16 protein-coding genes are annotated in these 15443 nt (G+C 37.4%); 14 read left to right on the top strand and 2 right to left on the bottom strand.

Annotated features, from left to right (window positions below; translation table 11 throughout):
• The first annotated feature begins 255 nt into the window (after nucleotides 1-255).
• The 5 genes from ACFX4W_RS22300 to ACFX4W_RS22280 all read left to right on the top strand — a co-directional run bounded on the left by ACFX4W_RS22300 (nucleotide 256) and on the right by ACFX4W_RS22280 (nucleotide 6313).
• Nucleotides 256-1137: an HAD family hydrolase gene (locus ACFX4W_RS22300; RefSeq protein ID WP_043981582.1), complete on the top strand. Its 882-nt coding sequence runs from the start codon at nucleotides 256-258 to the stop codon at nucleotides 1135-1137.
• A 577-nt stretch (nucleotides 1138-1714) separates the two neighbouring features.
• On the top strand, nucleotides 1715-2539 hold the full coding sequence (locus ACFX4W_RS22295; protein WP_043981583.1) for a pyruvate, water dikinase regulatory protein: 825 nt from the start codon (nucleotides 1715-1717) through the stop codon (nucleotides 2537-2539).
• A 120-nt stretch (nucleotides 2540-2659) separates the two neighbouring features.
• Complete coding sequence (locus ACFX4W_RS22290; protein ID WP_043981584.1) at nucleotides 2660-4162, top strand: malate:quinone oxidoreductase; 1503 nt, start codon at nucleotides 2660-2662, stop codon at nucleotides 4160-4162.
• 246 nt (nucleotides 4163-4408) lie between these two features.
• On the top strand, nucleotides 4409-5068 hold the full coding sequence (locus ACFX4W_RS22285) for a 2OG-Fe(II) oxygenase (protein ID WP_013057538.1): 660 nt from the start codon (nucleotides 4409-4411) through the stop codon (nucleotides 5066-5068).
• 420 nt (nucleotides 5069-5488) lie between these two features.
• Complete coding sequence (locus tag ACFX4W_RS22280; RefSeq protein WP_043981585.1) at nucleotides 5489-6313, top strand: thermonuclease family protein; 825 nt, start codon at nucleotides 5489-5491, stop codon at nucleotides 6311-6313.
• Nucleotides 6314-6380: 67 nt separating this feature from the next.
• Here the strand turns inward: ACFX4W_RS22280 and ACFX4W_RS22275 are convergent, their stop codons facing one another.
• The gene (locus tag ACFX4W_RS22275; RefSeq protein WP_157842267.1) at nucleotides 6381-6524 is read right to left on the bottom strand and encodes a hypothetical protein; all 144 of its coding nucleotides are present in this window, start codon (nucleotides 6522-6524) and stop codon (nucleotides 6381-6383) included.
• Between the two features lie 159 nt (nucleotides 6525-6683).
• Here ACFX4W_RS22275 and ACFX4W_RS22270 point away from each other — a divergent pair, with 159 nt between their 5' ends.
• The 9 genes from ACFX4W_RS22270 to ACFX4W_RS22230 all read left to right on the top strand — a co-directional run bounded on the left by ACFX4W_RS22270 (nucleotide 6684) and on the right by ACFX4W_RS22230 (nucleotide 14850).
• Nucleotides 6684-7238, top strand: a complete 555-nt coding sequence (locus tag ACFX4W_RS22270) for a GNAT family N-acetyltransferase (RefSeq protein WP_043981586.1) — start codon at nucleotides 6684-6686, stop codon at nucleotides 7236-7238.
• A gap of 197 nt (nucleotides 7239-7435) precedes the next feature.
• Complete coding sequence (locus ACFX4W_RS22265) at nucleotides 7436-7996, top strand: hypothetical protein (RefSeq protein ID WP_025751320.1); 561 nt, start codon at nucleotides 7436-7438, stop codon at nucleotides 7994-7996.
• Nucleotides 7997-8195: 199 nt separating this feature from the next.
• Entirely contained in the window at nucleotides 8196-9026 is an 831-nt protein-coding gene (locus ACFX4W_RS22260) for a YitT family protein (RefSeq protein WP_043981587.1), read from the top strand.
• 312 nt (nucleotides 9027-9338) lie between these two features.
• Nucleotides 9339-9752 carry a DUF4395 domain-containing protein gene (locus ACFX4W_RS22255; protein ID WP_043981588.1) on the top strand — a complete coding sequence of 138 codons (414 nt, stop codon included), beginning with the start codon at nucleotides 9339-9341 and terminating at the stop codon, nucleotides 9750-9752.
• A gap of 244 nt (nucleotides 9753-9996) precedes the next feature.
• Nucleotides 9997-11520, top strand: coding sequence for a nickel ABC transporter substrate-binding protein (gene nikA / locus ACFX4W_RS22250; RefSeq protein WP_043981589.1), 1524 nt, complete (start codon nucleotides 9997-9999; stop codon nucleotides 11518-11520).
• Between the two features lie 2 nt (nucleotides 11521-11522).
• Nucleotides 11523-12464 carry a nickel ABC transporter permease gene (gene nikB, locus ACFX4W_RS22245; protein ID WP_043981590.1) on the top strand — a complete coding sequence of 314 codons (942 nt, stop codon included), beginning with the start codon at nucleotides 11523-11525 and terminating at the stop codon, nucleotides 12462-12464.
• Nucleotides 12461-13267, top strand: coding sequence for a nickel transporter permease (gene nikC / locus ACFX4W_RS22240; protein WP_034651053.1), 807 nt, complete (start codon nucleotides 12461-12463; stop codon nucleotides 13265-13267). Before nikB ends, nikC begins: the two co-directional genes overlap by 4 nt.
• A 5-nt stretch (nucleotides 13268-13272) precedes the next feature.
• Nucleotides 13273-14070: an ABC transporter ATP-binding protein gene (locus tag ACFX4W_RS22235; protein ID WP_043981591.1), complete on the top strand. Its 798-nt coding sequence runs from the start codon at nucleotides 13273-13275 to the stop codon at nucleotides 14068-14070.
• A 9-nt stretch (nucleotides 14071-14079) separates the two neighbouring features.
• Complete coding sequence (locus ACFX4W_RS22230) at nucleotides 14080-14850, top strand: ABC transporter ATP-binding protein (protein ID WP_043981592.1); 771 nt, start codon at nucleotides 14080-14082, stop codon at nucleotides 14848-14850.
• 65 nt (nucleotides 14851-14915) lie between these two features.
• Here the strand turns inward: ACFX4W_RS22230 and ACFX4W_RS22225 are convergent, their stop codons facing one another.
• Nucleotides 14916-15212 (bottom strand): hypothetical protein, encoded by a 297-nt coding sequence (locus ACFX4W_RS22225; protein WP_043981593.1) that lies wholly within the window; start codon nucleotides 15210-15212, stop codon nucleotides 14916-14918.
• Nucleotides 15213-15443 lie beyond the last annotated feature (231 nt).

Below are 15443 nucleotides of genomic sequence, written 5' to 3'. Positions count from 1 at the left end.
CGATACTCTAAAGGCTAAAAGGAAAATTCGTTTTTGTGAATGCTGTTTTATATCGAATTAGCCTAGCCGGCTATTAGTATAAAATATAAAATTCTTTCTTTATAGAGCTTGTACAATATCAGTATATACTTTAAATGTAAGGAGAGTATTATAGTAGTTTTATAAAAGAAAAAAGCAAAGTACATTCATTGAGTTTAAAAATGGAAAAGTTTATACTTGCCAAGTACACTCTTTTTACAAATAGGGGGAATAAATATGTTGTTAAAACCTAAAGCAATTTTTTTAGATATGGACGGTACGATATTAAATCGCTCTAACAAAGTAAGTATTCAAACAAAAGAAATCATTTACGAATTACGAAAACAGGGAATTTTTGTTTTTATTGCTACGGGAAGAGCATTTGATGAAATAGAAGAGTTAGTTCCTGAAGGCTTTCAAGTAGATGGATTTATCACATCAAATGGTATGGCGGGCTATGTAGGAAAAGAATCAGTCTTTCAGCACTCGCTTTCGCTTCAATTGGTGGAAACTATTATTGAAAAAGCAAGAGCGAATAAGGTGTACTACGAGCTTTTCCCGTACGGCACACCTCGCGTGACGTTAAAACAAGATCAATCCTATGTAGAAAATGAAATTAGAGATCCAAAGCCAGACAGTGTGGAAATTAACGAGTGGCTTTCTCGTAAACAAGCGATCAAAGAAGAAATTGACTGGAAAGATTCTGTAGAGGGAAGTGAATTTTCAAAGTTCTATTTCTTTGCAAGAACGCACGAGCATATCGATAAATGGAAAGAGGAACTTGAAGAACTTAAAAAAGAAATCGACTTTACAACTTCTACTTCATCTAAACACAATGTTGAAGTGATGGTGGCAAACGTAAATAAAGCAACGGGAATTCAGCAAATGCTAAAACATTTTAATTTGCCCGAGCAAGACATTCTAGCAATTGGCGACAGCAACAATGATTTACCAATGTTTCAGTTTGCCAGCTATGCCGTAGCGATGAAAAATGCGCCGGATCATATTAAAGAAATTGTCGATGACGTAACGGAATTTAACTGTGACGAAAACGGCGTATCTCATTATCTTTCTAAATTTTTATTACAAAAATCTACTAGAAGTAATCCCGTTTTATAAAAATTAATCTATTTCATGACAATGCATTATAACCAACTATTCAAAACATCGTCTTTTAGGCGGTGTTTTTAGTATACATAAGGTGGAAAGTAAACCGTTCATTATTTTTAGTTATAGCACTCTTAGCTAAAAAGAATAGATAAGAATAAATCTTCTATAATTTAAAAATCATGCTATAAACAACATAACTATATAACTATCCTCGTACCTATCGCTGCAAAACGCCTCTCAGCCCTGATGAGTGCCACCATGCCAAAGCAAAAAATATTTTAACATCTAAACTTTTTCTTTCTTCAAACTTTTTATAAAATGCGGAGAAAAGGGATTGTATCTCCGTATATTTAATGCTAATATAACATTTAATGAAAATAGTATAACATATTTAGTTTTATTTTATAATTAGTATGACATAAATCCTGGATTCGCTCGTTTTTTTAAGTGTTTATAATCACAGTATCCAGGATATTAGCCCATTCATTACCCATAAAATATGTATCTTGCAAGCTGCTAAATGATAGTTGAACAAAAAATACTAGCGTTATTAAACTATTAAAATCAAAGAATAGGAAGATTTAATGTGAATAAAAGAAAAATTGTCTATATAGTTTCCGACTCAGTAGGTGAAACGGCTGAGCTGATGGTAAAAGCAGTTTTAACTCAATTTAGTGAAGAAGATATTGAAATTCAAAATACTTCTTACGTAGAAGATGAGGGAAATATTGATAATATCATTGCTGAAGCAAGATGTAACGAGGCCATCATTGCGTATACTATCGTCATCCCACCTTTAAAACAGTATCTTGACCAAAAGGCACATGAAGAAGGAATTGTAGCCATTGATTTAATGACCCCTCTTATGAGTGCCTTTAGCCAAACCTTTAATAAGGAACCTAATCTTCAACCGAGATTAACGAGAAAATTAGACGATAACTATTTTCGAAGAGTAGAAGCAGTTGAATTCGCTGTTAAATATGATGATGGACAAGACTTCAGAGGTATCAAGCGAGCTGATCTAGTGTTGATTGGTGTTTCGAGAACATCTAAGACGCCACTTTCTATGTATTTAGCTCATAAAAGTCTTAAAGTAGCGAATATACCTTTAGTTCCAGAAGTGACGCCTCCTGATGAACTTTTTACTATTCCGAAAAATAAATGTATTGGTTTAGTTATTACACCGGATAAGCTCAATGAAATCCGAAAAGAACGATTAAAAAATTTAGGTTTAGCGTCTCAAGCCAATTATGCCAATGTAGATCGAATCCTTGAAGAGCTGGACTATGCTGAGAAAATTATGAAGCGCATTGGCTGTCCTATTGTTAATGTCTCAGGTAAAGCAGTTGAAGAAACCGCTGAAGTGATATTGAGCATGTTAAAAAAGGACAAGACGAAAGGGTATGTATAAAAACACCCATTATGTAAGACAGATAACTTGTCAGACATACTTAATCTGTAGAGAGTCAGGTAGAACAGGCGTGTTGCTAAAAGGTGCTTTTTTAAAATATAAAAGATAAGGAAGATTGTGATGAGCAATGTATATAAAAAAACAGACGTTATCTTAATTGGGGCCGGAGTGATGAGCGCAACGTTGGGATCTTTACTAAAAGAGTTAGCGCCGGAATGGGAAATCAAAGTATTTGAGAAACTCGCAGATGCAGGAGAAGAAAGCTCGAATGAATGGAATAACGCAGGGACTGGCCATGCTGCACTGTGCGAGTTGAACTATACATCTGAACAAGCTGACGGATCTATAGATATTACGAAAGCAGTGCAGATTAATGAACAGTTTCAGCTTTCAAGACAGTTTTGGTCGTATCTTGTAAGCAGTAATTTAATTCATCATCCGCAAGAGTTTATTATGCCAATCCCTCATATGAGTTTCGTACAAGGAGAAAAGAACGTATCCTTTTTGAAAAAACGTTTTGAAGCGCTATCAAATAATCCATTGTTTCAAGGGATGGAATATTCAGATCGTCCTGAAAAGCTAAAAGAATGGATGCCGCTTGTTATGAAAGGCCGTACATCGACTGAAGCAATTGCGGCAACCAAAATCGACTCAGGGACGGACGTGAACTTTGGAGCTTTAACTCGTATGTTGTTCACACATTTAAAAAGTAAAAGGGTAGAAATAAACTATAACCACAGCGTTGAAAATCTGACACGTACCGCAGACGGCTCGTGGAAAGTAAAAGTACATGATATTCATACCGGCAAACAGGAATATCACACGGCGAACTTTGTTTTTATCGGAGGAGGAGGCGGAAGTCTGTCTTTACTCCAAAAAACGGGTATTCCTGAGTCCAAACATATTGGAGGGTTCCCGGTAAGCGGATTATTTATGGTATGCAATAACCCCGAAGTTGTAGCGCAGCATCACGGGAAAGTGTACGGAAAAGCAAAGGTTGGTGCTCCGCCGATGTCGGTTCCGCACCTTGATACACGCTATATCGACCGCAAAAAAACACTGCTGTTTGGACCTTTTGCCGGATTTTCACCAAAGTTCTTAAAAACGGGTTCAAATTTGGATTTAATCAATTCTGTAAAACCGAATAATATCTTAACGATGTTAGCAGCAGGCGTCAAAGAGATGGGCTTAACGAAATACTTGATTCAGCAGGTGCTGTTGTCCAATGAAAAGCGTATGGAAGAACTTCGTGAGTTTATTCCAAACGCAAAAAGCGAAGACTGGGATATCGTCGTAGCGGGTCAGCGTGTACAAGTAATCAAAGATACGGAAGCCGGAGGTAAAGGAACTCTTCAATTCGGTACCGAAGTTGTGAGTTCAACTGATGGTTCCGTTGCTGCATTGCTCGGGGCTTCGCCAGGTGCTTCGACTGCCGTTCATGTCATGCTTGAAGTGCTGGAAAAGTGTTTCCCGCAGCATATGAAGAAATGGGAATCAAAAATAAAAGAAATGATTCCTTCTTACGGCTTGTCACTGGTAGAAAATCCAGCGCTTTTTAACGAAATTCATGCTTCTACAGCACAAACGCTTGATTTAAGTAAAAAAGAACTTGTGTACCGATGATTTTAGGCAGCCTTTGATACGTATACTCTATATTAAAAGAGTTTTTTAGATAGTTAAAGCATTTAAACGACATGTGAAATCTATAAGAAAAAATGAGGGAAGTTCGTTATATAACGGGCTTCTTTTTATTTATTTCCTTTACTAGCAGAATTTACTTCGTATTCATGATATAATTCTTATTAGTAAGCGTTTACATATAATGGAGTGGAAAATTGGAAAATAGCTATTTCGAGGAGCCGATAAAAGATGATTCTAACTAATACATCTTTACTAACGAAAGAACAAACGATTTTTAACCATACAGGGAATAAAATTAAATTAGAAGACAGAGAGATTGATATTGTTGCTCGATTTGAAGAGCCCCTTGTTCTAGTTTTAGGAAATGTCCTAAGTAACGAAGAATGTGACGAACTTATACAGCTATCCAAAGATAAAATGCAGCGATCAAAAATTGGTGCTGCACGTGAAGTAAACAGTATTCGAACGAGCAGCGGCATGTTTTTTGAAGAAAGCGAAAACGAGCTTGTACATCAAATCGAAAGACGACTTTCTAAAATCATGGGACCATCTATTGAATATGCTGAAGGTCTTCAAGTTTTAAAATACTTGCCTGACCAAGAATACAAAGCACATCACGATTATTTCACTTCTGCAAGTAAAGCATCTAAAAACAACCGTATTAGTACATTGGTTATGTACTTAAACGATGTCGAAGAAGGAGGAGAAACTTATTTTCCTAAGCTGGGTCTTTCCGTATCTCCGACAAAAGGAATGGCCGTGTACTTTGAATATTTTTATAGTGACGCTGAACTTAATGACCGTACTCTCCACGGGGGAGCTCCTGTTATAAAAGGAGAAAAGTGGGTCGCTACCCAGTGGATGCGCAAACAAAAAATTCGATCGTAAAAACAAAGGTTTGAAGAGCCCTATTAGCTATTGTTAATGAGGGCTCTTATTTATGTTACAAAAAAATAGTAATCATGTTAGCCAGTTATTATATTGAAATATTCACACTTATTCTATTTGTGCGGCTATTCCTTATTCTTATAAGGTGGTAGACGATAAATGTATTTGTAGTGTAAAATATCCTCATGATTAAAAATCTGGATACACTAAAACGAAAAATGTGTTCATGAGATAAAAATAAAATAGATGCTATTTAAAAGAATAACTTTAAAACAGGTAACCAATTTTTATAACAGTTGCACGAAAAAACTCGTGAAAGGTATTTTCACGAGTTTTTGTTTTTAGGTGATTTACACTATTTATAAAATCATTTTACTTTTATATAGTAGATAGGGAACGTGTTAAAGGAGGGCCCGGGTTTTGAAAGAAATAAAAGCAATTATTTGCACGATGCTTGCGATGTTTATGCTGCTTCTTACTGGATGCAGCGATGAGCAGGCAAGTCATTCAAGCACATCTTCTGCCGATACAAAACAAGCAGTTCAAGTAGAAGATTCATCAGATCAAGAAGAAGATCATAGTCCTTCTAAAGCAAATCGTGAAGATGTAGTAGGTGAGGCGGCTACGGTAGAAAGAGTAGTGGACGGTGATACGCTTAAAGTGAAAATGCTGAACGGAAAGAGAGATCGCGTGCGATTACTTCTTGTTGATACCCCCGAAACAAAGCATCCCAAACTAGGCGTACAGCCCTTTGGTCCAGAAGCATCTGCTTACACAAAAAAAAGGCTAGAAGGACAGGAAATCACCCTTGAATTTGATGTGCAAGAGCGTGATCAATATGGCCGGTTACTTGCGTATGTATGGATAGACAATGAGCTGTATAATGAAGAGCTGCTAGCAAAAGGGCTAGCCCGCGTAGCAGTATTTCCTCCTAACACAAAGTACGTAGATGAATTTAAGAAAATCCAGGAGCAGGCTCGAAAAAGCGAAAAAGGAATCTGGAGCATTGAAAACTATGCTCAGGAAAAAGGGTATAATACGGATGCTGTAAAAAATCAGTCCTCTTCTAATCAAAAAGATACTCAATCTGCCGAAAGCTGCGAAGGTAAAATAAAAGGAAATCAAAACTCTAAAATTTATCACGTGCCAACTGGGACGCACTACAATCAAACCATGAACAACGTCATTTGGTTTTGTACCGAAAAAGATGCGCAAGAAGCAGGATACACAAAAGCAAAAAACTAATAAAGGAATTCAGTAACTGCTGAATTTCTTTTTTTTTTGAGTTAAGTAAGTATTTGTATAGGAGTGGCTAAATACCATCCAACAAAGAGCGACCAATCCGTATAAGAAGACGCAGTGGCCATATGAGCAGCTGAGGCACTTGTAAAAGAATTTCTGCTAAAACTTCCCATCCATTTACCGTAGTATCTTTCTGCTGACGGCGTTTTTTCATAGTCATCATCCATTCATTTGAAAATATACATTAATTATACAATGAAAGGAAGATTAGGAGTTAATTTTTTCTTTCTTTTCTTTTTCGTGTTAAAGTAGATAGGTAAGAAGGTTTGCTACAAATAACGCAAGCGAAGAGAATAAAGGGAGTTTGAAAATCGTGAAAATAAGGAAAGCAAGAAAAGAAGATGCTTCTGCTGTAACGGAATTACTTTATGACATGCTTGGCAGTATTGCGCGCTCTCACACAGCGGCTACAACGAACGAAGAAGCGCTTTTAAGACTTAAAGCGTTTATTCTGTCTGAGAAGAATCGCTATAGCTATCATCATATTACAGTCGCAGAAGTCGAGGAGAAGGTAGTTGGACTTATGCTTTGCTACGAAGGAAGTATGTTACAAACGCTTTATGAACCAGTTAAGCGTTTTGTACGTGCTAAACTTAATAATCCAGCGTGGGAAATTGATATAGAAACTGAACATGGAGATTATTATATTGACTCTCTATGTGTAGATGAAGCTTATCGTGGAAAAGGGATAGGAACGGCTCTTTTAAATGTAGCCAAGCAAGAAGCCAAAAAGCGTAAGATGTTTTTATCGTTAAACGTTGAATATAATAACGTAGAAGCCAAAAAATTGTATCAGCGTATAGGCTTTCAAGAGCATAAAACCATTTTTATTGATAAAAAACCATTTTTTTATATGAAGACTGCCTGAGCATCTTTACGGTAGTATTTTTTGTGATAAAATGGATATATAAGTAAAATAATAAGAACCAACAGCTCAGCACTTTTGCTGAGCTTTCCTGTAAATCGCGTAAACGTATCAAAATGGAAAGAATCCTACATCCAATGGACCAAAAGCAAGCGGTCATGAAAGTATGTTTGCTGATGTGCCACATGAAAGGAGCGTGCATGAACATCAGAGATCTTCCGTTTAATATGAGTTATCGATTTAATGAACAGCTTCGAGAAGTTCCGGTTAACCCACACCAAATGAAGCAGGGAATTATCTATTTAAAGAAACGAGCTCTTGAAGAAGAGGATGAGTGTGCCGCTGCTAAAACATATGGACATATTGGTGTATATGAGCGCATACTTGGAGAATTAACGAGCAGTGAAAGACATCTGCTGCTGGCCATTTATCTATATGACCGGCATGCTGATACAATAGGTGAATTTTTGAATACGATCCGGCTTGGACATACATATCACTGGCAAGAACAGTGGGATAAAGCGAATGAAACGTTTCAGCTACTCATTGAACAATTAAAAGCAGATGAAGACCTTCACATATATGAAGACTTTGTCTATCAGCATTATGGAAAATGTTTACTTGATCAGCGGATTGTTTCCAGAGCACATCATTATTTTCAACGTGCGTTAGAAATTCGATTGAAAAAAGGCGATAAAGAATTAATTGAGTCAACTAATTCCTGCATTCGTCTTTGTTTAAATAAATTAAAACATTCCTAGTATACATAAAAGATAAATGATTCATCGCCTTGGTTACACATAATGCATAAACTTTCCGTTTGACAAACGTATGTGAACATATTATAGTCATACATGGCAATTTAAGAATACGTAATATAAAAACTAAACATAAGCGTCTCTTCTCTTTTGGAGAAGGGGCTTTTTTATGTGAATTTTTATGTCGAGGAGGGTTTAATCGATGAGTAAAACAATAAAAGATGTCATCTTTTTATTAATAGGTTCGTTTGTATTTTCACTTGCAGTTAACATGTTTGTCATTCCAATAGGATTAGGTGAAGGCGGCGTTACGGGTATATCAATTATTTTATATTATACAACGCATCTTTCAACGGGCATCACTAACTTTATTTTAAACGGTATCTTGCTTATCGTAGGGTATAAATTTTTAGAGAAAAAAACCATCGTCTATACGATGATTACGATTATCGCTACATCTATTTTTCTTCACGTAACTGAAGGCTGGGGTCTTCATCTTCATGAAGAACTCATTGGCATGGTTTTTGCCGGTGTACTGCTAGGCGTTGGAATTGGGATGATTTTACGAGTTGGTGGAACAACAGCAGGTTCAGCCATTATTGCTCGAATTCTAAATAAGTTTTTAAACTGGAAAGTCAGTCATGCACTTTTAATAGTTGATTTACTAGTGGTATTGGCTTCTTATTTTATTATTGGAATCGAAAAGCTACTATTTACGATCGTCATGCTTTATATTACAACAAAAGTAATTGACTTCGTTATTGAAGGATTTGATGCCAAAAAGGCCGTTACCGTTATTTCAAGCAACAAAAATGAAGTAGCGGATCAAATCAATGAGCAGCTTGATCGCGGAGTAACGATTCTAAACGGTCGAGGGAACTATACAAAAGAATCAAAAGAAATCTTGTATGTGGTCATTAATAAACAAGAGCTTATTAAACTTAAAAAGCTGATTAAAAAAATTGATGATGAAGCATTTGTGATTGTGCACGATGTACGAGATGTAATTGGAAAAGGCTTTTTAAGCGCATAAAGCTGTGGTTCTTGGCAATTTTTTCTGACGTTGGTACTTTCCAAAAAAGTATGATATAAGTGTGTCTAGAGACAATTCAATATACGAAAGGAAGAACCCATATGCGTAATAAAAGGCATGTAAAACGTCTTCTTCAACGTCGAATTCGTTCTTTACGATACGTTGTCTTGATTTTATTTACGATACTGATCTTAAAGTACGTTAGTGAAATTATGTAACTTTTTTGTATGAGTCTTATCGCTCATTTGGAGTGCTTTTTCTTTTAAATTAGTAAACCAATTTGTATAATGGGTTTTGAGAAGGAGGAGTTCCATGAGCATTCCCAAACCATTAGTTCAGCTTAATCAATTCTTTATCGTTATAACGGTTTTGATCGCTTTACTTGCGGCAAAGTGGCTTTTACTTTTGCCTTTTCTCATTGGAGTAGTCACACTTGCAACAAAGCGTAATCCCGTAATTATAGCAGGGAAAACGCTTCTCAAAAAGCCTGCTTCTTCTTATCAAATGGAAGACCGGGATCAGCAGCTTTTTAACCAATGGATTGCAACTGTATGTATCGGAATTGCTTTCATATCCTTTTTACTTGGTTATACGCTTGTCGGCTATGTATTTAGTGCAATGGTGATTCTTGCTGCTGGTGTAGCGCTGATGGGATATTGTATAGGCTGCACGATTCGTTATCGATATATGATGTGGAAATATAAAAGAAAAAAACACGCTGCATAAACAAAGCCTCGAGAAGGCTTTGTTTTTTTATGCTCATTTGTATGCGTTATCAATAAATTTAATCATCATAACGGGTGAAAACAAGTGTTAGAGCACCCATATCCTTTAAAAACCTTTGTTGACAAAGTAAGGTAAACAAATTAAACTTTTTATGATAATAATAATCGTTACGATTTAAAGGAGGAAGTTATAGTTAGAGACGGTACATAAAAGAAAGATAGTTTTGAATAAAGGAGGGGTTTATATGAGAAAAAGGATAAGTTTGCTATGCTTAACGCTTGCTGCGATAGGTCTGCTAGCGGCATGTTCGAGTAACTCTGGGAGTACCGAAGAAAAGTGTAAAAAGAAATCACTTACTTTTGTATCGAATTTTCCAAGTGACACGCTCGATCCACAGTTAAATTATACAACTGTACGAGCCGGTATTGCCGAAACGTTAGTAAAAGTTAATGAGCAATTACAGATTGAACCGTGGCTTTCAAAAAAGTGGAAAACAGAAGATGATGGGACGACCTGGGTATTTGAGATTAGAGACGGGATTACGTTTCAAAATGGCAAGGATCTAAATGCTGAAGCCGTGAAACATTCGTTAGAAAGAACGATAAAAGAAAGCGAAGCAATGAAAAGTGCACTTAAAATTAAAGAAATGAAAGCCAGTGGCCAAATCTTAACCATTACAACAACAGAGCCGCTTGCCACGCTGCCTTCTGAACTTGTTCATCCAAACACGGCAATTATTGATATAGATGCTCCAGATACAAAAAGTAAACCCGTGGGAACAGGGCCATTTAAAGTAGCTTCGTTTAAACCGGATAATGAAATGAAAGTAAAAAAATATAAAGAATACTGGGGTGGGGAACCAAAATTGGATGAAGTTGTGTTAACATTTAATGATGATGAAAATGCACGAACGTCCGCTTTGCAATCAGGTGAAGCTGATATTGTGTACCGGCCGGCTATTGAAAGCTTAAACACGTTAAAAAAAGATTCTTCTATTGTAGTAGATGTACAGCCGAGCCTGAGAAATCAAATGCTTTTCTATAATTCAAGGCAAGAAGCGTTTAAAGATAAAAATGTGAGAAAAGCGTTTGATGTATTATTAAATCCAAAAGATGTTGTCGATACAGCGCTTGCAGGTCAAGGATCCCCGGCAAATGGTCCATTTTTAAAGAGTTTAGATTTTTCGAACGATCAAAAAACGAAAACCTATGGACCAAGTGAAGCTCAAACATATTTAGAAAAAGCCGGTTATATACTCAAGGATGGAAAAGCAATAAAAAATGGAAAACAGCTTTCCTTTAAGCTTGTTACATACCCTTATCGTCCAGAATTGCCTTTAATGTCACAAATGCTTCAGTCAGAAGCAAAAAAGATTGGTGTAAAAATAGACATTCAACAAGTGGAAAATATGGACGAGTATATGACAACAAAAAATGATTGGGGAATCGTTACATATAGTCTAGTAACCGCGCCGCGAGGAGATGCAGGATATTTCTTTAATGCTCTTTACATGGAGGGAGGAGCATTTAATGTAGGTCATTTTCATGAACCAGCATTAACTTCCGTTATTAATAAACTCAATCAAACCGTTGATCAAAAACAGCGCAATGAGTTAGCAAGACAAGCCGGAGAAATAGCAGAAAAAGAAACGCTCCACTCTTCGATTGTTCATCCGAATAATTTTGTGGCCTATAGAGACAATGTGAAAAATTGGGTCACAACTAAAAGTGAATACTATGTGATAACAAAGGATTTAGATGTGAAATAGATATGAAATTAATTGGTAAAAGAATAATAGAATTACTCATTTTTTTAGTTATCCTATCGTTTCTCAGCTTTGTTTTGATGAAGCTGGCTCCAGGAGACCCAGTTAAGCAAATGCTCCGCGCAGATGACGTGGCAGTTTCTGAGGAACAAATAAATAGTTTGCGAACAGAGCTAGGGTTTAATGAACCTGTATATATTCAATATGTAAAGTGGCTGAAGCGCTTTTTTCAGTTTGATTTAGGGTCTTCGTATATGACAAAAGAGCCTGTGATCGATGAATTAGCCGAAAAGTTTCCGGCTACGCTGCGCTTGACGGCTGCATCTTTGGTTTTGATGCTGTTAATAGCTGTGCCACTCGGCACGCTGTCAGCACTGTATCCGAACAAGTGGATTGATTATCTCAGCAGAAGTATTTCCTTAATTGGAGCGTCTATTCCAAGCTTTTGGCTCGGCCTTTTGTTTATACAGCTGTTCTCTGTACGTCTTCAATGGCTTCCTTCAATGGGTACAGGCACAGCAGCTCATCTTGTGCTGCCTTCTTTAACGCTTGGTTTTGCCATGTCCGCTGTGTATATGCGAATGATTAGAGCTAGTCTGCTAGAAGGACTGAAACAAGATTTTATACGATCCGCTCGAGCAAGAGGAATCAGTGAAAGCCGCATTTTTATTTTCCACGCGTTCCGGTATAGCTTAACGCCGCTTCTTACCATTTTAGGGACGAGCTTAGGCAGTTTGCTTGGAGGAACGGTCATCATTGAAGTCCTATTTGCTTATCCTGGCATCGGAAAATTAGTTATTGATGCGATTATGAATCGTGATTATCCTGTGATTCAAGGGTATATTTTGTGGATGGGCCTGTTTGTTGTTTTAATTAATTCATTTGTGGATTTGAGCTACAAATATGTAAATCCCCAGCTCTACGTAAAGGGAGGGGATAAAACGTGAAAAAGCCGCAGCTTCCTTTTGTAGTGATAAGCGTGTGTGGTATTGCGCTTATTTTATTTTGTCTGTTTGGAAGTCAGCTAACACCGATGGATCCCACACAAGTTAATATGCAAGACCGGCTTCAAAAATCCACCGGTGATCACTGGTTAGGAACTGATCACTTAGGCAGAGATCTCTTTTCACGAATCGTAGCTGGAGCTCAGACCACAATTGGAACTAGCTTTCTTGTCTTAGCTCTTTCTCTTTTGATTGGAGTACCTGTTGGCTTAGTTTCAGCGTATATTGGAGGGAAAATAGACCGCTTTTTAATGAGAATTGTAGACGCTTTTTTAGCTTTTCCTGACTATATTGCAGCTATCGTCTTAAGCGGACTGTTAGGGCCTGGATTATTTAACTTAATTGCTGCGATGGTTATTGTAAAGTGGGTTGGTTATGCAAGGGTAGTGCGCAGTATTGTGCTTCAAGAAAAGTCAAAAGAATATGTGCTGGTCGCTAAATTAAACGGAGTGGGAACACTGCCTCTAATCCTGCGCCACTTTCTTCCTCATGTGGGAGGACATATTCTTGTTCTTGCTACGCTGGATATAGGGAAAATTATTTTAATGATGGCTTCACTATCCTATATTGGACTAGGGACTCAGCCGCCTACTCCGGAATGGGGAACGATGCTAAATGAAGGCAGAGCCTACTTTTACAATGCTCCGCAGTTAATGTTGATACCAGGCGTGGCCATTATTTTATTTGTGCTGGCGTTTACAGCTTTAGGTGAATATATTCGAGGGAAATATCAAGTTAATCAGTAAAAGAGGTGATCGTCATCGTTTTAGAAATAAAGCATCTAGCCATTCATAATAAAACAAAACAAATTGTAAAAGACGTTTCTTTTACAATCGAGCAAGGACAGTGGATGGCGCTCGTTGGAGAAAGCGGAAGCGGTAAAAGTATCACTGCTGCTTCGATAGGAGGACTGTTGCCTTCAGGTGTAACGCTTAAAGGAGGATCTATTATCTTTAAGCAGAAAGGAGAGGCGCCTATCCTTGGAAAAGATATTTCGTATATCTTTCAAGATTATCGAAGCGCTTTTACGCCTTTTTTAACAATCGGAAAGCAGTTTGATGAAACGATTCGTACACATAGTAAGCTTGCTAAAAAAGACAGGACTGCTGCTATTTTTCAGGCTCTAAAAGCTGTGAATTTACCTAATGAACGCGTGTATAAAAGCTATGCTTCTCAGCTGAGCGGTGGACAGCTTCAGCGAGCAGCGATTGCTTTAGCACTGGTGATGAAGCCTGCCTTGATTATTGCAGATGAACCAACCACGGCTTTAGATAGCTTGTCAGCAGCTGAAGTTCTTCAGCTGCTGCATAAGCTGAAAGAAGAAGCAGGCTGTGCCATTTTGTTTATTACCCATGATTTGCGTCATGTGCGGAAATATGCAGACCGAGCAGCCATTATGTTAGCGGGAGAGATCGTGGAAGAAAACAGTATCGAATCTCTGTTTCACGCTCCGGATCACTTTTATACAAAAAAACTGTTTAACGCCATTCCTTCTTTACAGAAAACGCCTGATCGATTGTTAGATACGCAGAAAAAAGTGTTGATATAGGAGTGAGATATGAAAGAAAAAAGTATATTACGCGTCACGCAGCTGGTGAAACAGTATAAAGACGTTAAAGCGCTAAATAATGTTTCCCTGCATATCGATAGAGGGGAATGTGTAGGGATTGTTGGAGAAAGTGGAAGCGGAAAAAGTACGCTTGTAAAAAGTGTGCTAAGGTTAATAGAGATTCAGCAGGGAGAAGTATGGTTTGCAGAGAAACCTCTTCACTGGTTAAAAGGAAAAAAACTGCAGCAAGCTCGTCTAGGCATGCAAGTTGTATTTCAAAACCCCGCGGCTTCTTTTAATCCAAAAGTAAAAATCATCGATTCTTTGCTCGAGCCTTTGCGGCAGCAGCGAACCGTTCCTTCATTTTTATCTCATGTGAGCAGAAACGAAAAAGAACTCGCTTTTTATTTGTTAGAAACAGTCGGGATTAGCGCAGAATATGCGTTGAATTATCCTCATGAACTCAGCGGTGGACAGCTTCAGCGTGTAGCGATTGCGCGTGCCATTAGCGTAGGTCCGTCTCTCGTGCTATTAGACGAACCAACAGCGAGTCTTGATGTTACGGTACAGGCAAAAATTTTAAATTTATTAAAAGATTTGCAGGAGACGTTTCAGCTATCTTATTTGTTTATTTCGCATGATTTAGCAGCGGTAAATTTTATGAGTACCCGCATGATAGTTATGCAGCAAGGTGAGGTTATTGATCAGTTTGAACGTGCAAAGCTATTTGATAAAAACAGGCATCCCTATACAAAAAAGCTTGTGCGTTTATTTGAATAGAGAGTAAAGCTCTTCGTTTAATATACTAAACGAAGAGCTTTTTTATAAATGAGAATGAGACAAAGTCAGGGACGCGGCGGTGGAGTATGCATATGTATAAGGTGATAGCCTGCTTGGCAAAGCATGACAAAACTAATGCCGAGTACAAGGAGAGGAATTAGCTTGTTTTTTCCTCGTTCTTCATATAGTCCGGCTGCGCTTAAAAGGACGCCAATAGCAGCTAAAGGAGGAGAGACGCGAAAGAATAAATCTGCAGCGGTAAACGCTTGGTTTGTATATTTATAATAAAAAAATAGACCTGTAATCAATAAAAATAGTCCAATCCAAAACAGCGTAAGTTTTCCAAAAAGGGTTTTAGGCACTGCGATTTCACTCCTTTTGTCAGTCAAGTACCATAAAATACTAGCATAAAACGTTCTCGTTTGCATTAGAGAAAAAGAACGTGAATTATACAATATGTGTAAAAAAACAGGTTTGAAGTAGGAGGAGATGAAGTATTCAAAGCGCTTCATGTAAAAAAATACATATCGTTGGATCTGTTGGAAGTGGAAAAACAGCTCTTGCCCGTTTATTATTCCATGAATTAAAAGTTC

The organism is Priestia sp. YIM B13489 (assembly GCF_042787645.1).
GTDB lineage: Bacteria > Bacillota > Bacilli > Bacillales > Bacillaceae_H > Priestia > Priestia megaterium.
This window is presented reverse-complemented; position numbering and strand designations above follow the sequence as displayed.